Raw genomic sequence first — 23,219 nt, forward strand, 5'->3', positions numbered from 1 at the left:
CTACTGCCGCTTGCGAATATAAATACTGGCCTTTTCCACTTTTGCTTCAAGGGTATAGTCCTGTTCAATGCGCTTGTTAATGTAGGCGTTTTCCTCAACGAGTTTCTTATCGAACACAAGCCTGCTTGTTCGGGTTACCAGTGTGGCCGGGCGAATTTCTTCCATAATGTACCGGATTTCTTCCATGGCCGTATTGCGCTCCGGATTGTAGTAAGGAAACATTTCGGATTTACAGATATTACTGGGGTGGGTGGCGGTTTTAACCGGAGGGTAAAGGTCCAGCATCCAGTACCCGATGTGATACCCGAGGAATAAGATGTTTTCTGTGTCGATGTTTTTTTCCAAAATATATTCAGGCACCCTGTAACCCTCTCCGTTATAGGGGGTGTTGTATTTTGAATAATTGCGGCCGACCTGTATGTATTCCAGATAGCTTTCCATTGGAATCAAAAGGGATATGAGCACTATTATCCTGAAGGATTTTTTCTGAAGGCTCTCTAAAAATGGGGCAGTGGCTGCGCACAAAAGAATCAGGAAGACAGGATATAGCATAATCAGATAATGGCTATTGATGCGCCCCCCTTTGATAAAAGAAAACAGGATTCCCAGCAGGGCTGCAATCAGTATCCCGATTTCAGGCCTTTTAATATCCAGGTGTTTTGTCCGAATGGCCCAGAAAAGAACAATTAAAATCGCTGCAGCAAAGCCTGTAAGGACCGGAAGGGTGTTGCGGCCGCCTTCGGTGTAAGCCAGGGGCGCCAGGATCACGGAATCCCACCATAAGGATTGCTGTCCGCTCAGATAATAGGGAAGTACTGTTAGCAACACAATCAAAAAGGCCGGTCCGGATAGGAGCAGCATATTTTTGAACGCCCCGGCCATACCATAGCACTTATAAAACCACCATAGCAAGAAACAACCTACCAGCAGGACTGAAAAAGCGATATTGATTTTTACCATAAGGGATATCCCTAAAAGGACCCCTGCCGCCAGCAGGTTAAGAGCATTTGTTTTTCTGCTTAATGCGTACAGGGCCGCCATAAAGAAACACATCAGGATGTGTTCAGACATTACTCCCTGTATGCTGCCGAACATGCTCTGCAGGAACACACAGGCAAAACCACAGAAAACAGCGGCCCTTTTTGTACTGATCCCAAGGCATATTTTATAGGAAAAAAATGAAGTAAATGCCACCAGTAGCGTTCCCAGCAGCCGGATTACAAAAAGGCTTTTCCCGAAAAGGAAAATACTAACGGCATAAAACAGGAAGGTAAGGGGAGGCTTAACATCCCATAACATAGTATAGGGCAGATGCCCGTCTACCCAGGCCTGGCCCATAAGGATGAAGGTGCTCTCATCACGATCTATATAGTCTCTGAAAAAGAAGGGAAAGCGAATCAAAAAACTACCCGCCAGCAGACACCAAAAAAAGGTCCTGCTTTTCAGGCTGTCAATCCATTGTGACCTTGTCTTTTTAAGGGGTTCAGACATCTTTAAAAAGCTATTAATTTGCCATCTTTGCAAGATAGAAAATCAACCCAAGTAAAGACAGGCGCATTGAAAAATCTTTCCGATCGGGATCGGCTGCATATCTGGCATCCACTGACCCAGCATAAAACTCACCAAAAAATGCTGGGGATCAGGCGCGCGGAAGGGGTTTACCTGTACGATGAGGAAGGAACGGCCTATATAGACGGGATCTCATCCTGGTATACGGCCATGTACGGACACTGTAATCCGTATATCACAGAGCGCGTATCCAAACAAATGCAGCAACTGGATCAGGTCGTCTTCAGCGGATTTACGCACGAGCCCGCGGTTGCACTTTCCGAAAAACTGTTGTCATTGCTTCCCCCTAATCAGTCAAAATTGTTTTTTTCGGACAATGGCTCCACAGCTGTGGAAGTGGCTGTCAAAATGGCCCTGCAATATCATTTTAACCGCGGCGACAAAAAAACACGCTTACTGGCATTTGAAGAAGGGTTTCACGGTGACACCTTCGGGGCCATGTCGGTCTCAGGCCTCTCTGTTTACAATGGGCCATTTGAAGATTTTAGCCTGGATGTAGAACGCATTCCCGTCCCCGTAAGCGGGAACCCTGAAGAAATACTGAACGTTTTAGAGGGCCTGCTTAGCAGGCGGGATATTGCAGCATTTGTATATGAACCCCTGGTTCAGGGAGCTGCTGCCATGAAGTTCCAGGACCCGGAAGGCCTGGAAAAAATATTGGCCCTCCTCAGAGAAAATGGGGTATTGTTGATTGCAGATGAGGTCATGACCGGTTTTGGGAAAACGGGAACCCATTTTGCGTCTGAGCAGCTCAGCACGCAGCCCGACCTGATTTGCCTTTCCAAGGCACTAACAGCAGGCTTGCTCCCGATGGCGATCACCAGCTGTACAGACGAAATATACAAGGCTTTCTACAGCGATGAGATTTCTAAAGGGTTTTTCCACGGACATACCTATACGGCCAATCCTTTGTCCTGCACAGCTGCTCTTGCGGGATTAGAGTTACTGAGCAGTGCGGAAATACAGAAAGGGATACAAATGATAGCGGGGGAACACCTCCGTTTTAAAGAGCGGATGCAATCACATCCCAAAGTCAGGGATGCCCGCTGTTGGGGCGTTATTTTCGCTATGGAACTGGATGTAGACTTTTCCAGGTATGGTAATATGCGCGATACCTTATTCCGGCATTTTATGGATAGGGGAATCTTTCTGAGACCACTTGGAAATACAATTTATATCCTGCCTCCTTATGTCATCACCCGCAAGGAATTAAACGAGATTTACGGGGCGATAGAAGCGGTTTTTGATTGGATTTGAACTAGCCTGAGGTTTTTAAAGCCTTGCGGTGCATTTGTCGTATTTGATACAGATCCCGCCACAAGCGGAAGAAATACGATATTTTCACCTTGGAAGCTCCGCGGTCTACCCAGCGTTTAACGGGGATCTCTTCCATCTTTCGAAGGCCTTCTTCAGGGCCGAAATGGACAAGGAGCCTGCTGAAGAGTTCAACATCAAAGAGCCAGGTAGAAACAAAGGGCTTTTCAAAAAGCAAGGAGGCCAGGTGGGCCTTAAACACTTTGCATCCGCATTGCGTATCGTATACTTTTATCTGTAAAGCATTAGAAATAGCTGTGGCAATCACCCTGCCAACCAGGAAACGACTGTATTTCCTTTCTACCACCGAACCAACTTTTAAAATACGGGAGGCAAATACAAAGTCTTTGTTTTCCAGATAGGACAAATACGAATAACATTCCTCCAGAGAGGTGGCCAGGTCCGCATCCAGGTAGGCCAGCGCCGGTGCTGTTTTCTGCTGCTGGCAGTAGCGTACCCCTGTCCGAACGGCCTCTGCTTTCCCCTTGTTTTCAGCATGTTCCAGAATGCTAAGCTGTCCTTTGAATTCAGATTGAAGGTTTTTTAACACCTCAGCCGTTCGATCGGTTGAAGCATCATTGACAAAGCAAACCGCCGCCTTCGGATAGTCTTTCAGGAAGCGTTTAAATTCCCCTACCGGTAAGCGTTTGGATTCATTGTAACAGGGAACAACTATAGCCAGTTTTTTTTCGATCATGAAAAGGGTTCCTTAAAAGGGGAAGACTGATTTACGGCACAAAAATACTCTTTTTGGGGGTTCGCATTTTCCGTACAGGGTAAAGAATTTGAAAAGGGTTAGTTTTGTCGGGAAAAAGTGCATTGATGAAGATATCCATTCGTTCGCTGTATTCCATTTCGGCATTGGGGGAATCAAGTGGTGTCCCTGAGGCCTACACGACCCCTTCACATTTTCTCGAAAAGACAAAAAATGGCGATTCGGAGGTTTGGGTGGGAAGAATACCGGAAACACTAAAGGCATCGGTTTTGGAACTCCGGAATCAAAACCCAAACTATGCACGGCTGGATGAAACGGTTTTATACGCTATTTGGGCAGCACGCAAGGCTATGGAACAGGCCGCCTGGACTAAGGGCAGGAATACGGGCGTCAATATTGGTTCTTCCAGGGGGGCCACAAACCTTTTTGAAAAGTATCATCGTGAGTACCTGGGCAGCGGGCGTAGTTCAACCCTGTCTTCTCCCAATACAACATTGGGGAATATAGCATCCTGGGTAGCTCAGGATTTGCAAACCAGCGGGCCGGACATCTCACACAGCATCACCTGTTCAACGGCCCTGCACGCCGTCCTCAATGCGGTTGCCTGGCTGGAGTCCGGAATGGCCGATAAATTTGTTGTTGGGGGGAGTGAAGCGGCCCTAACGGATTTCACCCTGGCCCAGATAAAGGCTTTGAAGATTTACAGCCCGCTTGGTCAGCCCTATCCCTGCAGGGCTCTTGACCAGAACAAAACCGGGAATACCATGGTCCTGGGGGAAGGGGCTGCCATTGCCTGCCTGGAATCCGGGGTTAGTGGAGATGCCCTGGCCTATATCTGTGGGATAGGCTATGCAACAGAGGTACTTTCACATCCGGCCTCCCTGTCCGCAGAAGGCAATTGCCTGAGGCGTTCTATGGAAATGGCTATAGGGGATGTACCCAAAGAAGCCATAGATGTAGTGGTGATGCATGCTCCCGGAACCCTGAAAGGGGACCAGTCAGAATTTGAAGCCATTAAGGGGGTTTTCGGAAGCCAGCTCCCCGCCCTTACCGGTAATAAATGGAAAATCGGACATACTTTCGGCGCCTCCGGGATGTTAAGTTTAGAAATGGCCGTCTTAATGTTGCGGGAACAAAAATTTTTCGGAACTCCTTTTACAACTACTGCCAAGCCTCCGGAGAAACTGAATTACATTCTGGTCAATGCGGTGGGTTTTGGAGGGAATGCCGTAAGTGTTATGTTGTCAAAAAGCTGATTTGAAAAAACTATCTTTAAGCTCAGCAGCGGGATTGTTGTCCATTTAGGAGCAATCCGCTATTTTTGAGTTTATAAGTTCTGCTTTTGGATATTCAGCAGCTGAATATCCGGCCGGGGCTTGTTAAATAAAACATATGGCAGAGATCAGACATAACTGGACCCGGGAGGAGATTATTGAGATTTACAACAAACCTATGATGGAGTTGTTGTTTGAGGCAGCAGGGGTCCACAGACTACACCACGACCCTAACACCGTTCAGGTTTCCACCCTGCTCTCCATTAAAACAGGAGGATGTCCTGAAGATTGCGGGTATTGCCCCCAAGCGGCCCGTTACCATACCGATATTGATGGAAACGACCTGATGTCAGTCGGGCAGGTAAAGGCCCAGGCCTTGCGCGCAAAAGCTTCAGGAAGCTCCAGGGTGTGCATGGGTGCAGCCTGGCGAAATGTTAAGGACGGGCCTGAATTCGACCAGGTCCTTGAAATGGTACGGACCATCAATAAGCTTGATATGGAGGTTTGCTGTACCCTGGGAATGATAACGGAAAACCAGGCCGAGCGGCTGGCAGAAGCTGGTTTATATGCCTATAATCATAACCTGGACACCTCCGAGGATTACTATAAAGATGTGATTTCCACCCGGGCTTTTGAAGATCGTCTGGAGACTATAGGCAATGTCCGGAAAACTAATGTAACCGTTTGCAGCGGCGGGATTATAGGGATGGGAGAAAACCTGTCCGACAGGGCCGGGATGCTGGTAGCCCTCAGTACCCTGAACCCGCAACCCGAATCCGTTCCTATCAATGCCCTGGTAGCTGTTCCCGGAACCCCCATGGAAGATATGGAGCCGGTTTCTATATGGGAAATGGTCCGCATGGTGGCCACTACCCGCATTGTAATGCCTGAAACCCAGGTGCGCTTATCTGCGGGTCGTACCCAGATGAGCCAGGAAGGGCAGGCCCTTTGCTTTCTGGCAGGAGCTAATTCCATATTTGCCGGAGATAAGTTGCTTACTACGCCCAATCCGGATGTGAACGAGGACATGAAATTATTTGAACTACTGGGCCTCAAACCACAGCAGGCCTTTGTTAAAAAACCCCAGCCGGCAACGGTGGAAGCAACAGAGTCCAAATTGGCTCCTCTGGGGGAAAAACCCAGATGGAGCAGACCTGGTCACCTTATTGAGCGCAATGAAATGGCCAGGGCTAAAGGCAAAAAACAGTAATGTTTAACAGCTCAAAATCCTGTCTTTTCTTCAAAATCGAAAGGCTGGAGTAATATTTTGACCCGTGTACCTTCAGGAAGTCCCCAGAGTAAAGACCATTAGCAGGGAGGCGTTTCTCAATGATTTTTTCCGACCCCAGCAACCGGTGGTTATTGAGAAAGCTACCGAATCCTGGCCGGCCCACTCCAAGTGGAGCCTTGAATATATGAAAGAAATTGCCGGGGAGCTGGTTGTCCCCCTTTACGATAATCGTCCGGTTGATTTCAGAGAAGGGTTTAATGAGCCGCACGCACGCATGCGCATGTCTGAATATATAGACTTGCTCCGGACAGAACCCACCAAATACCGAATCTTTCTCTGGAATATTTTAAAAGAGGTCCCCCAACTACAGGATGATTTTGAATACCCGGATTTTGGCCTTCGATTGCTTAGAAGCCTGCCCATGTTATTCTTTGGCGGGGAGGATTCTTATACGTTTATGCACTACGATATAGACCTGGCTAATATTTTCCATTTTCATTTTGAAGGAAAAAAGGAGTGCATTCTGTTTTCGCAATCTGAGAACAGATTCCTCTATAAAGTGCCCCACTCGCTGATTACCCATGAGAGTATTGATTTTTCGGGGCCGGATTTCAGTCGATGGCCTGCACTTGAACATGCCAGGGGCTATAAAACCCAATTGGCTCATGGAGAAACTTTATATATGCCGGAAGGGTATTGGCATTATATGCGCTATCTCAGCCCGGGCTTTTCAATGAGCCTCAGGGCCCTGGCTCGGAATCCGAGAAACCTCAGTAAAGCGCTTTACAATGTTTTTATCATGCGGTATTACGATAACCTAATGCGAAAATTAAAGGGGCAGCAGTGGATTGACTGGAAAAACGAGCAGGCAATCGAGCGAACGCATCAGCAACTGCAGAAAGCGGAAAAATAATCAGCAGCCTTTACTTTATTTTTCTCAGGCGGTCGTAAATCAGATCTTTTTCCCAGCCCCTGTACAGTAGGTAGTTGAATAGTTTTCGTTTCTTTTCCTCCCGGGAAAAAGCCTTCAGGCTTTCAAGTTTTTTGACTGCCAGTTCCTCAAAGGCCTGCAGATAGGAATCCTCCGGTATTTCGGCCAGGGCCTTCCCGATGAGATAAGCACTGATGCCCCTTTGGTGCAACTCCCGTTCAATACGCTCCCTTCCCCAGTATTTCTGATTAAACTTTCCCCGGGCAAAGGCCAACGCAAATCGTTCCTCATTTAAAAAGCCTTCCCCGATCAGGTGCACAACGATCTTGTCTATGGCCTCGGGGATCATGCCCAGTTCCTTTAATTTTTGCACTACTTCCTGATGGCAGCGCTCCTGATAAGCGCAGTACCGCTCCAGTCTGCGGGTGGCTTCTTCAAGGGTATAGGATTTTTTGCCGAATCGGTTCACCTGCTGAGTTTACTGACTTTAAATTCCAAAACCCCATCCTGGCTTATAATGTGTGCCTCCCCCTGCTCATCCGTTAATAGTTTACCGGAAATGATTTCAATGGTTTTTTCTGCCTGGGCTTCAACGGGGACTTCAAGGGTCCAGTCATTTTGGGATTGAGTTACCTTCAGGTGTAAGCGTCCATCTTTTTGGCGTTGATAATAAACGGAAATGGAATTTCCGGCGATTCTGACGTTTTCCAGGCTTGCTTCCCCCCATTCTGAGGGCATCAGCGGACTGATACGAATCCTTTTTTCAGCAGCCATGGGGTCTATTCCAAAGAACTGTTCAACTACGGGGATCGCAAAACTGTATATATTCCATGCCTGGGCGATCATGCCGTAATCGGGAGACACCTCATACATGCTGCCCGGGAGGGCATAGCTGAAACTCCGGCACATGCGTTGCAGGTAATCCAATGCCCGGTCGGGCCTGCCGTAATTATTTTCAGCAATAGCCTGTACCCCGGTCGGCAGGGTCATCACGGCCCCGGTATAGGAAAAGACTTTGCTGCCTTTAAAGGAGCCCTCATCCGTTCCGGCCGAAGCATCCCGGTCAATCCCGGTAACAAACATCCCGAAAGGGTTTACAAAATTATGCGCGGTTTCCAGGGCCTTCAGGGCTTTATCCGGGTCTGCGATCCCCATTTCCATCGGGGTATTCACTACCCAGTTGTGATGCAGAACAAATGGTTTAAGACGGTCGTTCCGGTTCTGCAATACTTTCGCCCGTGTTGCTTCCAATTCAGCTACGGCCCAGGGCTTGTTAAGGGTGTCTGCACGTACAATGGCATCTGCTATCAAACGCAGAGCCTGCTGGTCAGTACCAATAAAATCAGCATAGGAGTTAAAGTCTTCAGACCAGAATTCCCGGTTTATTTTCACCTTTAAACGGTCTGCCACCCTGGCATAAGCTTCTGCCTTTTCAATGTCTCCAAGGACTTGCGCTATGGAAGATGCATCAGCAAATGCAGCCTGGGTATAACTGGCCACATCAATCATTTCGCTGTCAAGGCCATGGATTTCCATCATCCCGAACCCATCCGGAAAACCATTGCCATTCTTATCTTTTTCTTCCACAAGCCAGTTAAGCCCTTTGGTAATGGTTCCATAGTATTTTTGTAGAAATGCAGCATCTCCGTTCCAGCGATAGATATCCCAAACCAGGGAGGCAAATTGAGGGGTTTCATTGATGTTCCCCGGATTGAATACGGCACCATTGGTAGACATTTCATGCAATATCCTGCCATTCCCGTTTATGGCATTTGAAACGCTGTCCAGCAGGCGTATGGTTTTTTCCACAATTTCCGACCGCCCAATAGCCATGTAGCCCTTCAGGGCATATTCACTGTCTACCCCAAACCACCAGGGGTAGTCCGGAATCCCGGCGACAATCCCGGTCCCGATCTCGGGCACGGTCTGAATGAGCCAGTCTGAGTTGTATTTCAACCACTCGAAGGTTTGATTGAGGGCAGAATCCGGGGTCTTCAGCCGGGACATAGAGGCCAGTTGAACGTAGCGGTCCCTTTTTTTGGTAAGCAAAGCGGTTGCATTTTGAAGCAAGTCGGAATAGGTTTGCCTGGCTTCTGCTTCTGAGCGATACGAACCGGCGATGGCAAAACGAAGCAGCTTTGCTTCACCCGGGGCGATTTCCAAAGGGTAAGTCAGCCCGGACTCGGAACTCAAATCCGTTTCAGGATTTCCGAGTTTGTCCATATACTGGTAATTATTTTTATCCGATGAACTTTCTGGATTGCCCGCGGGTTGATCAGACCCGAAAATTACGAACCAGGGATTGAGAGAATCTTTGACAATCCACGCTTGAAGCACCTCATCCTTTGCAGGCAGGTCTCTCCCATTGATCATCCCGGTGCGCTCCCCCAGCCAGGTGGGCCGCAGGTCTGTTCGTCCTCTAAAGATAAAATTCAGCGGAACAGGCCTGGTCCCCTTGTTTTCAATAACAAACTCCAGGAGGAGGCCTTCTTTCCCATCCGGGACAAATTGCCAACGGTCTATTTTCAGATTAACTGAATCCAGTTCATATATGTGGCGGTTGGCCATGGGAAAATTCGTAAAACTACTGGCCCGCTTCAGAGGGTGGGTGGTATTATTAATTTCCAGGGAAACCTCAAATCCATCCATTAATTTAATGGGATGGTCCCAGATACCGCCCATTTCCCCTTTGATGTGCCAGCCCAGATCCGGGAAGCTGCCATCCTGATGTCCTACCATGTAGACCCGGTCCCCGGCCGTTACATAGGGACTTGGAAGATAGAATTCTTTTCCTGTTATAGACGGGCTTTCACTCAGGAGGTTGGCAAAGGAAGTTGGGGCAGACGTTTCGCGGGTCGTGCAGGAACAATTTATAAGAAATGACAAGCCCAGTAGAGGAAGGAGGCGCATTTTCATTGTACAGTGGTTAAGGTGCCTTAAAGATAGGAATACAGCCTGAGTTTTTATCCGTTCAGTTCAGGGCAAAAAAAAACAGCCGCTTAATTTAAGCGGCTGTTTTTTATACTTCAAAAGTGTTTCCTTCCTTATCGGTAAATCGGTATTCCAGATACGTGTAAGCGTCTCTTGGTTGGATCTTGACCCATTTCTTATGTTCCAGAAACCATTTGGAACGTATGGATGGAAATCCTTTGGTAAGGAAAGCGGCAATAAAGGGATGCGTATTTAAAATAATCGGCTTATCCCGGTTTTTGGACTTCAATATCCTTTCGAGATCTACCCCTATTTTCTCTACTAACACAATAGGCGCTTCAACTTCCTCCCCACTTGCACTGGGGTTGGCTTCAGTGGTTTTAATATTAACCTCAGGCCTTACCCGCTGTCGCGTGATCTGTATGAGTCCGAATTTACTCGGAGGTAAAATTTTATGCTTTGCCCGGTCATCCTTCATCTCATCCCGAAGATGGTTGAAGAGTTTCCTGCGGTGATCTGATTTGACCATGTCAATAAAGTCAATCACAATGATCCCACCCATGTCTCTAAGGCGCAATTGCCTTGCAATCTCGGTGGCTGCCAGCAGGTTTACTTCCAGGGCAGTGTCTTCCTGATTTTTTGCTTTGTTTGAACGGTTTCCACTGTTCACGTCTATAACGTGCAGGGCTTCTGTATGTTCAATAATCAGATAAGCACCTTTACTCATAGAAGCTGTCCTTCCGAAAGAAGTTTTAATCTGCCGCTCTATCCCGTATTTTTCAAAAATGGGGACAGCAGAGCTATACAGCTTAACTATGGATTCCTTCTCAGGGGCTATCTCGTGCAGATAATCCTTGATCTGGTTATAAAGCGTTTCGTCATCCACATGTATCCCGGTAAAAGTATCGTTAAACACGTCCCTCAAAATTGAAGAGGCCCTGTTTAATTCCACTAACACCTTGGAAGGTGTGGGGGCTTTATATAATTTCTTGCACATCGATATCCATTTGGACATCAGATTTTGAAGATCTTTGTCTAATTCTGCTACTTTTTTGCCTTCAGCAACCGTCCTGATAATCACCCCAAAACCTTTGGGTTTAATACTCTGGACTAATCTTTTAAGCCGGTCTTTTTCCTCTTTACTCTCGATTTTCTGTGAAATAGAAACCCGGTCAGAAAAAGGGACCATTACCAAAAAGCGCCCTGCAATCGATAGTTCTGAACTGATTCTGGGGCCTTTGGTAGAAATAGGCTCCTTAACAATCTGTACGAGTAGCGATTGATTCGGCTTGATAACATCTTTAATGCTACCGTTTTTATCGATATCTTTTTCTAATGGAAAATTTTTCAGGGAGTAATCTCTTAGCTTCCCGGTGCTGACCATTTTAATGAATTTCAGCATGCTTTTGAGCTGTGGCCCCAGGTCGTGGTAATGCAGAAAGGCATCTTTTTCATACCCCACATTCACAAATGCGGCGTTCAGACCTGTTACGGGCTTTCTGACCTTTGCGATCAGAACATCCCCAACATTGAAATTATGGTCGTCCTCGTCCTGATGAAGCTCAGTTAGTTTTCCATCTTTAAGTAAGGCAAAATCAACAGAATTGGAATTAGATCTTACGATTAATTCTCTATTCACCTGATTTGATTTAGTTCCATTTTCAATAGAAAATGGAAAGATTAAACAATATGTAATTACAGGTTGTATTTTTAACCCGTCGAAACTCTTTTCAGAATTTCTATGTCAAAGAACGTTGTAAAATGAAAAAGTAGTTTTTTAAAACTACTTTTTCTTGTGGCGGTTAGCTCTCCTGCGCTTTTTTCGCTTGTGAGTCGCTACCTTATGTCTTTTTCTTTTCTTACCACTCGGCATAGCTATATTTTAACAGTTACTATTTAACTTGCACATTGCTCTTAACACCTTCTACAAATACTTTTGCAGGCTTGAATGCCGGAATGTTGTGAGCTGGGATTTTAATGGTTGTATTTTTGGAAATATTCCTTCCCGTTTTTTCAGCCCGGGTTTTGATAATAAAACTACCAAATCCTCTTAAATAGACATTATCACCATTTTCCAGAGATGCCTTTACTTCTTCCATAAAGCTTTCTACGGTTGCCTGTACATCTCCTTTTTCCATTCCCAGTTTTTCTGAGATCTTAGATACGATATCCGCTTTAGTCATTTTTAATATTTATTGTCGTAGGTTTTCAGGGTTGCAAATATATAAATATTATTCAATCTTTCGCCCGGTAAATTAATTTTAAGTGCTTAAAACAGTTAGTTTTGCGGCCGAGAATCAGCAGCATGACTTTTTCGGAACACATTTTAACATGGTACCGTGCACATAAGAGGGAATTACCCTGGCGCAGTACTACCGATCCATATACGGTCTGGCTTTCCGAGATTATATTGCAGCAAACCCGGGTGGTACAGGGTACTCCCTATTACCTGAAGTTTATAAGCGCATTTCCCGGTATTAAGGATCTTGCAGCAGCCTCAGAGGAGGAGGTTTTAAAACTATGGCAGGGCCTTGGATACTATTCCCGGGCCAGAAACCTGCACACCACGGCCAAGTATATTACTGATGAGTTAAACGGCCGTTTTCCGGAGACCTATGAAGGCCTGTTGTCACTGAAGGGAGTGGGCCCTTATACTGCCGCAGCCATTGGCTCGATATGTTTTAATTTACCCCGAGCCGTTGTAGACGGCAACGTTTACAGGGTTCTGAGCAGGTATTTTGATGTAGACATGCCTATTGACCGTCCGGAGGGCAAGCGCTATTTTGACAATCTGGCCCATGAGGTAATGAACGCAGACCAGATTGCCCTTTACAACCAGGGGATTATGGAATTTGGTGCTTTACAATGTGTTCCGGTAAACCCCGAATGCGATAAGTGCCCCCTGGCTGCCAGCTGTGGCGCCCGTTTGAAGAAGCGTGTGGGAGAATTGCCGGTCAAACAAGGCAAAACGGCTGTTCGCAAGCGATATTTCAATTATATCATGCCAGTGGATGAAAGCTTTCGGACCAAACTAGTTCGCCGTTCAGGCCGCGGAATCTGGCAGGGCTTATACGAGTTTCCGCTGGTTGAATCCAAAGGGGTATTGGATCATCAAAAGTTAATATCCGAAATGGTCGGGGAAAGGGAAATGGACTTTTTGGCCAAGGGCGATTTGATTCAGTTTAACGAGGCGCCCCTGATCCATAAATTGTCGCACCAGCATTTATACACTACCTTCTGGATTTGCCGTCTCAGCGAATTGCCAGGGGAATCTGTTCCCATCCAAAAAATGGGAGAATTTCCTGTGCCGGTTCTCATTTCGAACTTTATGGAAACGGTTAAAAATTCGTACTTTTGATCCAATAAAGGAATTATGAGCGGAACATTGAATAAAGTGATGCTGATCGGGCATCTGGGGGATGAGGTTAAACTGCATTATTTTGATGGGGGAAACTGCATTGGGAGATTTCCAATAGCAACGAATGAAACCTATACCAACCGGCAGACTGGTGAAAAAGTTACCAATACAGAATGGCACAATATCGTTGTGCGGAATAAGGCAGCTGAAATTTGTGAGAAATACCTGAGTAAAGGGGATAAGATATATGTTGAAGGCCGGTTAAAGACCCGACAGTGGCAGGGTGAAGACGGCAACACCAGGTACACTACCGAGATTCAGGTTACGGACTTCACCTTTTTAAGCACCAATAAGGACAGCTCGGAGGCGCAGAATATGAATGCGCCCTCACGGCAACAGCCCTCGCAGGCAAAACCTGCTGCAGCCACAAAGGCTCCATCTGTGGAAGCCCCGCAGGAGGAGGAAGATGATTTACCATTCTAGAAAACCTAATTAGAAACTGTTGGACCCCGAGCCCATTAGCCAGATTATTTTAGGGATTCCCATGGATACCTTTTTAATCCCAAAGTTTATCCTGTTAATAATACTGCTTGGCTGCTCGGCCATGATTTCAGGCGCAGAGGTCGCCTTTTTCGGGCTTTCCCAAACCGAGTTGAACGAAATTGATGAAAGCGGCAGCAACAAGGGACAGCTGATTATCCGTTTGCTGGAGCGGCCCAAAAAGCTACTGGCAACCATCCTTATCGCCAACAACGCCATCAATATCGGAATTGTATTGCTACTTAACAATATTGGAGACAGCATTTTTGCGGGGATTGACCAAATATATTTTGGATTTCTGCCCGGTCGTTTCCTTTTAGAGGTGGTACTCGCAACCTTTCTTATCCTCCTGTTCGGGGAAATCCTTCCAAAAATTTACGCCAACCGGAACCGCAGGATTTTTGCTACTCAGATGGCCTATATTATCAAGGGGCTGGATATCCTGTTTACTCCCCTGAGTTCGCCCATGCGGGCCGGGACCATATTGATGTACAAACGGCTGGGAAAACAAAAGTCTAACCTGAGTGTGGACCATCTTTCACAGGCCCTGGAACTGACCTCAGAAGGGGATACCACCAAAGAAGAACAAAAAATACTGCAGGGCATTGTTTCCTTCGGAAATACGGATACCAAACAGGTTATGCGGCCCAGGATCGACATTTTTGCGCTTAGTGAGACCATGAAATATCCGGAAGTCCTTGAGGAGATCAAGAAAAACGGGTTTTCGCGCATCCCCGTCTTTTCCGAGAATATGGACAATGTTCTGGGAGTGCTATACGTAAAGGATCTCCTGCCTTACATAGACCGAAAATCCTTTAACTGGACTTCCCTGATACGCGAACCTTATTTTGTGCCTGAAAATAAAAAACTGGATGACCTCTTGCTCGAATTTCAGGATAAGAAAAACCACCTGGCGGTAGTGGTGGACGAGTTTGGCGGGACATCGGGTATCGTGACGCTTGAAGATGTAATAGAGGAAATTGTAGGGGATATCAGCGATGAGTTCGATGATGAAGACCTCATTTTTTCTAAATTGGATGACTTTAATTACGTCTTTGAAGGTAAGACGAATCTTAAAGATTTCTACAGGGTTGCCCGAATTGAAAACACGGAACTGTTTGAAGCTCAAAAGGGGGAATCTGAGACCATTGCCGGATTCATACTTGAAATTTCGGGAGATTTTCCGAAAAGGGGTGAGCAGATCCAATTCGAAAGTTACACTTTTCAGGTAGAAAGCCTCGATAAGAAACGTATCAAACAGATCAAAATTACGCTGCCTCATGAAGCATAAACTCAGCTTGATTTTATTCCTGACCATATTTGCAGTAGGGTGCAAGGATGAAACGCTTCCAAAGCCAAAGGCCATGCTCCGGCTGGATTATCCTCAAGGGGCCTATAAAATAGCTGAAGCCAATTGCCCTTATGAATTTGAGTACAATCAACTGGCATCCCAAAGGACAGACGGAGATTGCAATATAGTACTGGATTATCCCGAAATGAAAGGCTCCATCTACCTTACCTATAAGCCGGTTGAAGGAAATATCACCCAGCTGTTGTCCGATGCGCAAAAGTTGTCCTATGAACACGTGGTGAAGGCAGACAATATCCTGGAACAGCCCTATATCAACCCTGATGGAGAGGTTTACGGAATGTTTTATGAAGTTAGGGGCGATGCCGCTTCCCAGTCCCAGTTTTACGTTACGGACAGCACTTCTCATTTTGTTACCGGGTCCCTTTATTTTTATGCGAAACCCAATTACGACTCCATATATCCCGCCGCCGTTTATTTACAACGAGATATCCGTAGGATAATGGAAAGCCTGAGCTGGAAGGCTGAATGATCGTATAAATTAGCTAAGATGCAGGCATATCCCAAGGAATTACTTCACTCGGCCCTTCAAAAAGTGAGCCCCTACATACATCGTACTCCCGTACTTAGCTCCGGTCTGCTCAATGAACTTTCCGGAACCCGGCTGTACTTTAAATGTGAAAACTTCCAAAGGGGAGGCTCCTATAAAATACGGGGAGCTACCCATGCCCTGATCCGCCTGATGGAATCTGGTACGGTTCCGGCCGTGGTCACGCATTCCTCCGGGAATTTTGCTCAGGCCCTCTCCCTGGCCGCCAGGTCACTCTCCATTCCGGCTTATATTGTGATGCCCGAAAATGCACCAAAAGTTAAGAAAAAAGCCGTATTGCAATATGGGGGGAAGGTATATGAATGCTATCCCAGCCTGCAGGCCAGGGAAGCGGCCGCTGCCCGAATTGCAGAGGAGCACGGAGCCATTTTTATTCACCCTTCCAATGACCCCATGGTTATAGCAGGACAGGGAACGGCCGCTATGGAACTACTCGGGGAAGTTCCCGATTTGGAAAGGGTAATTGCCCCCGTTGGGGGAGGAGGATTGCTTGGGGGGACAGCTCTGGCAGTAAAATATTTCGGTAAACATTGTATCGCTTTGGGAGGAGAGCCCTTTGCTGTGGATGATGCCTACAGATCCCTTAAAGCGGGTGAAATAATGGATAATGAGACCACTGATACCATTGCAGATGGGCTCCGGACGGTTTTGGGATCACATACCTTCCCGATTTTACAAAATCACGTACAAATCATAATACGCGTTACGGAAGAGGAGATTGTGCAGGCTATGCATTTGATCTGGGAACGGATGAAGATCGTTATCGAACCTTCCAGTGCAGTTGCTTTTGCGGCGGTGCTGAAGGAACCCCGGCATTTTAAGGATCACAAAACAGGAATCATTATTTCCGGTGGGAATGTGGACTTACAAAATTTACCTTTTTAGGCCTACTGATCGGTTTGAGAGGTATCCAATATTTTTAAGAGTGCTTCGGCTCGTTCTATGCTGCCGTTTACCTTATCGCGCATTACCTTTACTTTCACCTCTTCCTCTTCTAACCAGGCTTCTTTTTCTGCTGTCAATTTTTTCCCTTTGTGAATCTCTTCATATTTAAATCGGTCCCCAAAGCCTTTCATCCAGTCCATCATGGCTGTATTAGCTTCCTGCAGGTCCTTCATGGCCAGTTGATAGGCAATCCCCTCTTCAGTGCTATCTGCCAGGGGTTTCAGTTGCCCGACCAATTTCCCGATGGTCTTCATTCTAGGCATTACGGAGTCGTGTATGGCCATAACACGTTGCATCTGCATGGAAGTCGTGTTTTCTTTCTGCTCGGACTTACAACTCAGCGTTACCAGGGCTATCAGGCCAATGCACAGGGTAAGGAATTTAAGGGAAAAGGCATTTGACTTTTGCATAGATGAATAGTTTTATACTATCGCTACTTTCTTCAAAAGTAGGAACTTTGGCGTAATTTTCCGGCCTATGAGCGATGTAAACCGGCGCTGGTTCTACCTGATTATACTTTCTGTTATTTGGGGAACCTCATATATCCTTATAAAGAAGGGACTTGAGGGGTTTACGGCCCTGCAGCTGGGGAGTATTCGTATCCTGATAGCAGGGGGATTATTACTGCTGATTGGCCATAAGTCTCTTCGTACTATTGAGAAAAAACAGTGGAAGTGGGTAGCACTGAGCGGACTGGTGGGCAGCTTTATCCCCATGTTTCTGTTCGCTTTTGCCGAAACTGAAATCGACAGCAGCATAGCCTCCATTTTAAATTCCCTGGTTCCGCTGTTTACCCTTTTTGTAGGGTACTTTGCATTTAAGATATCCTTTAGCACTAATCAACTAACAGGTGTTCTGGTGGGGCTGGCTGGAGCAGCCCTTCTTATATACCTTGGGGCAGAAATCAATCCGGGACAAAATTACTGGTACGCGGGCCTGGTAGTACTGGCAGCGCTCTGCTATGCCTGTAATGCAAATATTATTAAAAGTAAGCTCTCTGAAGTGAGTCCGATGGGGATTGCCACGGGTAATTTTATTTCCATTATGCTTCCGGCATTGCTTATCCTTCCGTTTTCAGGGGCTTTTTCCAGTGGCGTGACCAGCGGGCCCTATTTTTGGTCTTCCATAGGGTATATCGTTATTCTTTGCATTTTTGGCACCTGTGTGGCCAAGGTAATGTTCAATAAGCTGATCCAGCTTTCAACTCCCGTTTTCTCGGTTTCGGTTACCTATCTTATTCCTGTGGTGGGCATTTTTTGGGGCCTTTTAGACGGAGAACGTTTTACCTTAATGCAAATGGGTGCAGCAGGCATTATCCTGCTGGGGGTTTATTTGGTCAACAAAAAATAAAGGCACCCATTGGGGTGCCTTTACTCCTGTAAAAGAATTCGGGTTTAGTTGAAATCCGATTCAGTCACTTCATAATTTATAATTGCTTCCAGCAATTTGCTTTCAATTTGCTGAGGCCCCATGGATCCCAGTTTTATAGAAGGGAATTTTATACCATCTACTTCCTGATACTCCTTGATGATGGTTTCCTGGTTTTGGGTCTGCCCATTCATGGAGACAACGGAGGCCTCTTTTACCTTCAGGCCGGTCTCCACATCGTAAAAGTAACTGGCCTGCACTACTTCTCCGGGCACATCGATCCGATAGGCTGCTTTGCCCTCAACCATCTCCGTTCCGGCCAGCTTGACATCAGGATTGGATGCGAAGCCCTGCTCCGGGAAAATGCCCATGGCATTCTTCATATCCTTTTGCATCTGTGGTGGAAGTGGCATTTTGTTTCCTCCCTGCTTCATATACAGCTCGTCACCTTTGGCGATTACTCCCATCATGGGGTTGTTGTTCATAAAGGTCGTTTGGGCGTAATTTTCGGCTGTCCGAATTTCTTCGGTCTTGATGGTTGCTCCCATGGCGGAACCTTCGTATACCAATTTCAGGGAGTTTATGGCTCCGACTTTATCTTTCCCGCCAATCGCCATAAAGTATTTATCCACAACGGCAGCCACATCTATTCCCTCGGGCACGGAAGCTGAATAATCTGGCTTTTCGGCAGGCTCGGCGTATTTGGTATAATACTTAACAGGCACAGCTTTTCCATTGAAAGTCACTTTCTCAAGGTTTTCCAAGACGTCGCTACCCTTCCCCGCAATGACGATACGGGCATTGGCCACATTAAAGTACTTCTGTGCCGCTTTTTGCACATCTTCTTTGGTTACCGCATTAATGCGCTCCAAATAAGTCTTGTAATAATCCTTAGGCAGGTTCTCTGTTTCTATATTCAGAGCATACCGGGCAATTGTAGATGGCTGTTCAAGGGCTCTTACAAAACTCCCTACGTATTTCGCTTTTGTGTTCTCCAGCTCTGTGTCACTTACAGGTTCTTTGGAAATCCGGTCTATTTCACTCAGAATTTGAACAACAGAACTATCCGTAACCGCATTCCGTACACTGGCATATGCCCTGAAGCGGGATGGCCCGTATTTGTCATTTCCAATGCTGGAATAGGAACCATAGGTATATCCCTTGTCTTCTCTGAGGTTCAGAAATAACCTTCCTTCACCGCCACCGCCGAGTATTTGATTGGCGACCAGCGCAGACAGGTAGTCCGGGTCATTCATTTGCAATTCGACCAGGTTCTGAACGGTAACTTCAGACTGTACCGCATTGGACATGTCCACAAAATTAATCTGGGTATACTGCGCATCACGGGGATCCGAAAAACTCAGGGAAGGGGGAGAGGCCAGGGTCCATGGCGTAAAGTTTTCCGTAACAAGTTCTTTTACATTATCAAATTCCACATCACCTATAACTACCAGATACGCATTGGCGGGCACAAAATAATTCCTGTAGAATTCCTGTACATCTGCAAGGCTAACTTTATTTACAGTCTCCTCAGTTGTAAATTCTCCATAAGGGTGATCCTTTCCATAGGCCAGCGCCCTTTGTACCCTGCCGGCTGCGGCGGAAACATCTTTTTCCTGCGCTTTTAGTCCGGTAAGCACTTTTTCCTTTTCCTTTTCAAATTCTTCCTGGGTAAAATTCGGGTTGATTGCCGCATCGGCCATCATCTCCAGGATACGTGGAAAGTATTTGCTGAGGGAAGAGGCAAATGCGCTCTGGGATCCAAAGTTTATGGAAGCACCAAGAAAGTCTACTTCCTCATTGAACTCATCTTTCGGAATGTTTTTGGATCCGTTCCCAAGCAAGCTACCAGTCAGACTGGCTACTCCGGATTTGTCGCCCTCCAGAATGGGAGGGTTGTCTATGGTTAACTGAATGGATACCCTGGGGAGTTTATGGTTTTCAACTACCATTACGGTTAAGCCGTTTTTCAATTCAAAGCGCTGGGCTTCGTCCAGATTTATGGTAGGAGCCGGTCCTGGCTCGGGCATCTGGGTTCTGTCGATTTGCGCCTGTATACTGCAGGTAAACAAGGCGATCAATACGGGTATAAATAACTTTTTCATATGCTTAATTCTCCATTTTTTCTTCTGGCAGGTAGTCAATCACTACCCGCTGATTTGGTTTTAAATACTTCTCTGCCACCGCGCGCATTTCAGCCCGGGTAATGGATCTGTAGATATCTATTTCTTTGTTGATCAGGCTGGTATCATCATACAGCATGTAATAGGTTGCCAGCGATCCGGCAATTCCCTGAATACTGCTGTTGGAATTCACAAAACGGTTCTCAAACTTGTTTTGCAGTTTCTGGTAATCATTCTCGGAGATCAACCCGGAACGGACCGCTTCAATTTCTTCTTCGATTTCCGTAACCAGTGTTTCCAGGGTAGTTTCACCCACTGGAAGTGAAAAAACGATGTACATGCCGTAGTCTTCCTGTCCTATATTAAAGGCGCCAACCTGCAGTGCCTGTTTTTGGTCATCGACCAGTTTTTTATAGAGTTTTGAGCTTTTTCCATCGCTGAGATAGGCGGAAATCATATCCAGTACATATGCGTCCCTTGTGCCATATCCGGGCGTTCGGTAGGCAACTATAGAAGCGGGTATCTGTATGTTTTTATCGTAAGCCTTGCTCTTTACTTCGCTAATGATTGGGTCTTCTTTGGGGTAACTCCTCACTATCTCCTCTCCCCTTGGGATGGGTCCGAAGTAATCCGCAACCATCTTTTTGGTTTTGGCAATATCGATATCCCCTGCCACTACCAGTACGGCATTGTTTGGGACATAATATTTTTTATTATAGGCGATAACGTCCTCCAGGGTAGCGGCATCCAGGTCTTCCATATACCCGATGTTGGGATCTTTATATGGATGCTTTTCAAATAAAGCCTGCCTCAGGACGGGAAGGATCTGTCCGTAAGGAGAATTGTCATAGCGTAGTCGTTTCTCCTCTTTTACTACTTCCTGCTGGGTGTCTACCCCATCCTGATTGATGATAGGATGCAGCATCCTTTCAGATTCCATCCACAAGCCCAATTCCAGATTATTGGATGGAAATACTTCGTAGTAATAAGTCCGGTCCTGTGAAGTATTGGCATTATTTGTTCCCCCTCTGGAGGAGACAATTTCAAACCATTTTCCTTTTTCGATATTTTTGGTGCCTTCAAACAACAGGTGTTCAAAGAGGTGGGCAAATCCGGTTCTGCCCTCGGTGCGGTCCTTTCCGCCAACGTGATACATCACAGAGGTGGTTACCACAGGGGCAGAATTGTCCTGATGTAAAATAACATGCAGTCCGTTGTCCAGGTCGTATTCCTCATAGGATACCTCCTGGGCAGTAAGTGTTAAAAGCAGCCCCGAAAACAGGGCTGATAGCAATAATTTTTTCATGCGTTACAGGGTTTAATTAAGATGTGCAATATAGGCAGTTTCCTACAACTCCCAAGGGTCAACAAGATACTTCCTAAGTCATAAAATCAAAATCTTCCAGACTTTCTTTAACTATTTTTTAATATAAAATAAGCGAATAATAGTATCTTTAAAGGGAACCAATATTGTTACTACAAATGATGAGATTTGCTCTCCCCATTCGTTTTGGACTTGCAACAAGCGGAAGTCTGATAGCTTATTTTTTGGTGCTGTCCTTATTTGGGCTGCACACCAATGTTTTTTACAGCCTGTTCAATGGTGTCATTACGGGCTTTGGAATTTATGAGGCCATCAAATACTACAAATTAAAATTGGGCAAGGACTTCAATTACGGTAAGGGTTTTTCGGCTGGTATAACCGTCGGTTTTGTGGCTACGCTCATCTTTACGGCCTTCTTTGCCTTCTATAGCACTGAAATCAATACGGATTTTCTGCCAAACCTCTCTACGACCTTTTTTAAGGACTTTAAGAATTTTGAGGGGATAGTCTTTTTTACGGTAGCTATTATGGGCTTTGCCAGTTCCCTTGTATTGACCCTGAGTTTTATGCAATTATTCAAAAGTTCGTACAACCAAAAAAAATCTTCTTAAAACCGCTTTAAAGGCTTGCCTATTGGCAATTTAGCAGTATATTTGCACCCGCCTTTGACGAATTGAGCAATTGTTCTACGGTCAGGGGATTGTCTAAATAATCATTTATTTCGCTATGTACGCAATTGTAGAGATAGCAGGGCAGCAATTTAAAGTTGCGAAAGACCAGAAGGTATTCGTGCATCGTCTGAAAGAAGAGGAAGGGAAAAAAGTTACTTTTGACCAGGTACTTCTTATAGAAGATGGAGATGCGGTTACTATTGGCGCCCCGGCTATAGACGGCGCAGCTGTAGAGGCTAAAGTCGTAAAGCATTTAAAAGGAGACAAGGTAATTGTCTTTAAAAAGAAAAGAAGAAAAGGATACCGCGTAAAAAACGGACATCGCCAGTATCTTACCGAACTGGTAATAGAGGGTATCGTTGCTAAAGGCGCTAAAAAAGCAGCAGCTAAAAAAGAGGCACCCGCCCCTAAAGCAGCTCCTGCAAAGAAAGCAGAGGCCAAAAAAGAGGCGCCTGCAAAATCCGAGCCTAAGGCAGAAAAGCCAAAAGCAACAGTAGATTTGAGCTCAAAAACAGTAGCTGAGCTCAAAGAGATGGCAAAAGAGCAAGGGCTTAGCGGGTATTCATCTATGAAGAAAGCCGAATTAATCAAAGCCCTCGGAGGAAAATAAATTGAAAACAGGGAGGCTAGCCTTCCAAAAAAGTTAATACCATGGCACACAAGAAAGGTGTTGGAAGTTCCAAAAACGGACGCGAGTCAGAATCGAAACGATTGGGCGTAAAGATTTTTGGCGGGCAAAAAGCCATTGCCGGAAATATCATTGTACGCCAAAGGGGTACCAAGCACAACCCTGGTGAAAATGTTTATCTGGGTAAAGACCATACCCTGCATGCACGGGTTGACGGAATTGTCCGTTTTGACAAGAAAACCGGCGGAAAATCCTTTGTATCCATCGAGCCGTTTGAGGCTTAACAGGAACCCAAGCATATCACATAAAGCCCGCTCTGCAGAGCGGGCTTTTTATTTTCAGGGATATTCTATTTTTTTAATATCTTCAGTGGGTTAA

Annotated in this window: 22 protein-coding genes; 13 read left to right on the top strand and 9 right to left on the bottom strand. The window is 46.0% G+C overall.

The features are described from left to right. Positions 1-1,491 carry an ArnT family glycosyltransferase gene (locus ACT6NV_RS07715; RefSeq protein WP_445383905.1) on the bottom strand — a complete coding sequence of 497 codons (1,491 nt, stop codon included), beginning with the start codon at positions 1,489-1,491 and terminating at the stop codon, positions 1-3. A gap of 66 nt (positions 1,492-1,557) precedes the next feature. On the opposite strand from ACT6NV_RS07715, the gene bioA reads away from it, so the two are divergent. Next, positions 1,558-2,826, top strand: coding sequence for an adenosylmethionine--8-amino-7-oxononanoate transaminase (bioA, locus tag ACT6NV_RS07720; protein WP_445383906.1), 1,269 nt, complete (start codon positions 1,558-1,560; stop codon positions 2,824-2,826). 1 nt (position 2,827) lies between these two features. Here the strand turns inward: bioA and ACT6NV_RS07725 are convergent, their stop codons facing one another. Beyond that, on the bottom strand, positions 2,828-3,580 hold the full coding sequence (locus tag ACT6NV_RS07725; protein WP_445383907.1) for a glycosyltransferase: 753 nt from the start codon (positions 3,578-3,580) through the stop codon (positions 2,828-2,830). A gap of 125 nt (positions 3,581-3,705) precedes the next feature. Here ACT6NV_RS07725 and ACT6NV_RS07730 point away from each other — a divergent pair, with 125 nt between their 5' ends. The 3 genes from ACT6NV_RS07730 to ACT6NV_RS07740 all read left to right on the top strand — a co-directional run bounded on the left by ACT6NV_RS07730 (position 3,706) and on the right by ACT6NV_RS07740 (position 7,016). Next, positions 3,706-4,854 carry a beta-ketoacyl synthase N-terminal-like domain-containing protein gene (locus ACT6NV_RS07730; protein ID WP_445383908.1) on the top strand — a complete coding sequence of 383 codons (1,149 nt, stop codon included), beginning with the start codon at positions 3,706-3,708 and terminating at the stop codon, positions 4,852-4,854. Positions 4,855-4,990: 136 nt separating this feature from the next. Beyond that, positions 4,991-6,082, top strand: coding sequence for a biotin synthase BioB (bioB, locus tag ACT6NV_RS07735; protein WP_445383909.1), 1,092 nt, complete (start codon positions 4,991-4,993; stop codon positions 6,080-6,082). 64 nt (positions 6,083-6,146) lie between these two features. After that, entirely contained in the window at positions 6,147-7,016 is an 870-nt protein-coding gene (locus ACT6NV_RS07740; protein WP_445383910.1) for a cupin-like domain-containing protein, read from the top strand. A gap of 10 nt (positions 7,017-7,026) precedes the next feature. Here the strand turns inward: ACT6NV_RS07740 and ACT6NV_RS07745 are convergent, their stop codons facing one another. The 4 genes from ACT6NV_RS07745 to ACT6NV_RS07760 form a co-directional block, all read right to left on the bottom strand. After that, entirely contained in the window at positions 7,027-7,503 is a 477-nt protein-coding gene (locus tag ACT6NV_RS07745) for a regulatory protein RecX (RefSeq protein ID WP_445383911.1), read from the bottom strand. Further along, positions 7,500-9,950 (bottom strand): alpha-L-rhamnosidase-related protein, encoded by a 2,451-nt coding sequence (locus tag ACT6NV_RS07750; protein WP_445383912.1) that lies wholly within the window; start codon positions 9,948-9,950, stop codon positions 7,500-7,502. The genes ACT6NV_RS07745 and ACT6NV_RS07750 overlap by 4 nt, the downstream gene beginning before the upstream one ends. Before the next feature lie 103 nt (positions 9,951-10,053). Further along, positions 10,054-11,604: an Rne/Rng family ribonuclease gene (locus tag ACT6NV_RS07755; protein WP_445383913.1), complete on the bottom strand. Its 1,551-nt coding sequence runs from the start codon at positions 11,602-11,604 to the stop codon at positions 10,054-10,056. Between the two features lie 253 nt (positions 11,605-11,857). After that, positions 11,858-12,148 (bottom strand): HU family DNA-binding protein, encoded by a 291-nt coding sequence (locus tag ACT6NV_RS07760; protein ID WP_088339771.1) that lies wholly within the window; start codon positions 12,146-12,148, stop codon positions 11,858-11,860. Positions 12,149-12,270: 122 nt separating this feature from the next. Between ACT6NV_RS07760 and mutY the strand changes: the two genes are divergently transcribed. The 5 genes from mutY to ACT6NV_RS07785 are packed head-to-tail and all read left to right on the top strand — an operon-like array spanning position 12,271 to position 16,667. Next, on the top strand, positions 12,271-13,323 hold the full coding sequence (gene mutY / locus ACT6NV_RS07765; protein ID WP_445383914.1) for an A/G-specific adenine glycosylase: 1,053 nt from the start codon (positions 12,271-12,273) through the stop codon (positions 13,321-13,323). A 15-nt stretch (positions 13,324-13,338) separates the two neighbouring features. Then, positions 13,339-13,806 (top strand): single-stranded DNA-binding protein, encoded by a 468-nt coding sequence (locus tag ACT6NV_RS07770; protein WP_445383915.1) that lies wholly within the window; start codon positions 13,339-13,341, stop codon positions 13,804-13,806. A 19-nt stretch (positions 13,807-13,825) separates the two neighbouring features. Further along, positions 13,826-15,154, top strand: a complete 1,329-nt coding sequence (locus tag ACT6NV_RS07775) for a gliding motility-associated protein GldE (RefSeq protein WP_445383916.1) — start codon at positions 13,826-13,828, stop codon at positions 15,152-15,154. Next, positions 15,144-15,704: a gliding motility lipoprotein GldD gene (gldD, locus tag ACT6NV_RS07780; RefSeq protein ID WP_445383917.1), complete on the top strand. Its 561-nt coding sequence runs from the start codon at positions 15,144-15,146 to the stop codon at positions 15,702-15,704. The genes ACT6NV_RS07775 and gldD overlap by 11 nt, the downstream gene beginning before the upstream one ends. An 18-nt stretch (positions 15,705-15,722) precedes the next feature. Continuing rightward, positions 15,723-16,667 carry a pyridoxal-phosphate dependent enzyme gene (locus ACT6NV_RS07785; protein ID WP_445383918.1) on the top strand — a complete coding sequence of 315 codons (945 nt, stop codon included), beginning with the start codon at positions 15,723-15,725 and terminating at the stop codon, positions 16,665-16,667. A gap of 2 nt (positions 16,668-16,669) precedes the next feature. On the opposite strand, the gene ACT6NV_RS07790 is transcribed toward ACT6NV_RS07785, so the two are convergent. Then, the gene (locus ACT6NV_RS07790; protein WP_445383919.1) at positions 16,670-17,137 is read right to left on the bottom strand and encodes a hypothetical protein; all 468 of its coding nucleotides are present in this window, start codon (positions 17,135-17,137) and stop codon (positions 16,670-16,672) included. Positions 17,138-17,204: 67 nt separating this feature from the next. Between ACT6NV_RS07790 and ACT6NV_RS07795 the strand changes: the two genes are divergently transcribed. Then, positions 17,205-18,077 (top strand): DMT family transporter, encoded by an 873-nt coding sequence (locus ACT6NV_RS07795; protein ID WP_445383920.1) that lies wholly within the window; start codon positions 17,205-17,207, stop codon positions 18,075-18,077. A gap of 44 nt (positions 18,078-18,121) precedes the next feature. Here the strand turns inward: ACT6NV_RS07795 and ACT6NV_RS07800 are convergent, their stop codons facing one another. Then, the gene (locus tag ACT6NV_RS07800; protein ID WP_445383921.1) at positions 18,122-20,200 is read right to left on the bottom strand and encodes an insulinase family protein; all 2,079 of its coding nucleotides are present in this window, start codon (positions 20,198-20,200) and stop codon (positions 18,122-18,124) included. A gap of 4 nt (positions 20,201-20,204) precedes the next feature. Continuing rightward, the gene (locus tag ACT6NV_RS07805) at positions 20,205-21,524 is read right to left on the bottom strand and encodes a M16 family metallopeptidase (RefSeq protein WP_445383922.1); all 1,320 of its coding nucleotides are present in this window, start codon (positions 21,522-21,524) and stop codon (positions 20,205-20,207) included. Positions 21,525-21,700: 176 nt separating this feature from the next. On the opposite strand from ACT6NV_RS07805, the gene ACT6NV_RS07810 reads away from it, so the two are divergent. The 3 genes from ACT6NV_RS07810 to rpmA all read left to right on the top strand — a co-directional run bounded on the left by ACT6NV_RS07810 (position 21,701) and on the right by rpmA (position 23,125). Further along, positions 21,701-22,153, top strand: coding sequence for a DUF4199 domain-containing protein (locus tag ACT6NV_RS07810; RefSeq protein WP_445381051.1), 453 nt, complete (start codon positions 21,701-21,703; stop codon positions 22,151-22,153). A 115-nt stretch (positions 22,154-22,268) separates the two neighbouring features. After that, positions 22,269-22,823, top strand: coding sequence for a 50S ribosomal protein L21 (gene rplU, locus ACT6NV_RS07815; protein ID WP_445383923.1), 555 nt, complete (start codon positions 22,269-22,271; stop codon positions 22,821-22,823). A 41-nt stretch (positions 22,824-22,864) separates the two neighbouring features. Next, positions 22,865-23,125: a 50S ribosomal protein L27 gene (gene rpmA / locus ACT6NV_RS07820; RefSeq protein ID WP_445383924.1), complete on the top strand. Its 261-nt coding sequence runs from the start codon at positions 22,865-22,867 to the stop codon at positions 23,123-23,125. The last annotated feature ends 94 nt before the right edge of the window (positions 23,126-23,219 follow it).

The organism is Robiginitalea insularis (assembly GCF_052497835.1).

Excerpts from the sequence above, each read along its gene's own strand:
- ACT6NV_RS07715 (WP_445383905.1), bottom strand. The coding sequence starts at position 1,491 with ATGTCTGAACCCCTTAAAAAGACAAGGTCACAATGGATTGACAGCCTG.
- ACT6NV_RS07725 (WP_445383907.1), bottom strand. The coding sequence starts at position 3,580 with ATGATCGAAAAAAAACTGGCTATAGTTGTTCCCTGTTACAATGAATCC.
- ACT6NV_RS07730 (WP_445383908.1), top strand. The coding sequence starts at position 3,706 with ATGAAGATATCCATTCGTTCGCTGTATTCCATTTCGGCATTGGGGGAA.
- bioB (WP_445383909.1), top strand. The coding sequence starts at position 4,991 with ATGGCAGAGATCAGACATAACTGGACCCGGGAGGAGATTATTGAGATT.
- ACT6NV_RS07750 (WP_445383912.1), bottom strand. The coding sequence starts at position 9,950 with ATGAAAATGCGCCTCCTTCCTCTACTGGGCTTGTCATTTCTTATAAAT.
- ACT6NV_RS07760 (WP_088339771.1), bottom strand. The coding sequence starts at position 12,148 with ATGACTAAAGCGGATATCGTATCTAAGATCTCAGAAAAACTGGGAATG.
- mutY (WP_445383914.1), top strand. The coding sequence starts at position 12,271 with ATGACTTTTTCGGAACACATTTTAACATGGTACCGTGCACATAAGAGG.
- ACT6NV_RS07770 (WP_445383915.1), top strand. The coding sequence starts at position 13,339 with ATGAGCGGAACATTGAATAAAGTGATGCTGATCGGGCATCTGGGGGAT.
- gldD (WP_445383917.1), top strand. The coding sequence starts at position 15,144 with ATGAAGCATAAACTCAGCTTGATTTTATTCCTGACCATATTTGCAGTA.
- ACT6NV_RS07785 (WP_445383918.1), top strand. The coding sequence starts at position 15,723 with ATGCAGGCATATCCCAAGGAATTACTTCACTCGGCCCTTCAAAAAGTG.
- ACT6NV_RS07790 (WP_445383919.1), bottom strand. The coding sequence starts at position 17,137 with ATGCAAAAGTCAAATGCCTTTTCCCTTAAATTCCTTACCCTGTGCATT.
- ACT6NV_RS07795 (WP_445383920.1), top strand. The coding sequence starts at position 17,205 with ATGAGCGATGTAAACCGGCGCTGGTTCTACCTGATTATACTTTCTGTT.
- ACT6NV_RS07800 (WP_445383921.1), bottom strand. The coding sequence starts at position 20,200 with ATGAAAAAGTTATTTATACCCGTATTGATCGCCTTGTTTACCTGCAGT.
- ACT6NV_RS07805 (WP_445383922.1), bottom strand. The coding sequence starts at position 21,524 with ATGAAAAAATTATTGCTATCAGCCCTGTTTTCGGGGCTGCTTTTAACA.
- ACT6NV_RS07810 (WP_445381051.1), top strand. The coding sequence starts at position 21,701 with ATGATGAGATTTGCTCTCCCCATTCGTTTTGGACTTGCAACAAGCGGA.
- rplU (WP_445383923.1), top strand. The coding sequence starts at position 22,269 with ATGTACGCAATTGTAGAGATAGCAGGGCAGCAATTTAAAGTTGCGAAA.
- rpmA (WP_445383924.1), top strand. The coding sequence starts at position 22,865 with ATGGCACACAAGAAAGGTGTTGGAAGTTCCAAAAACGGACGCGAGTCA.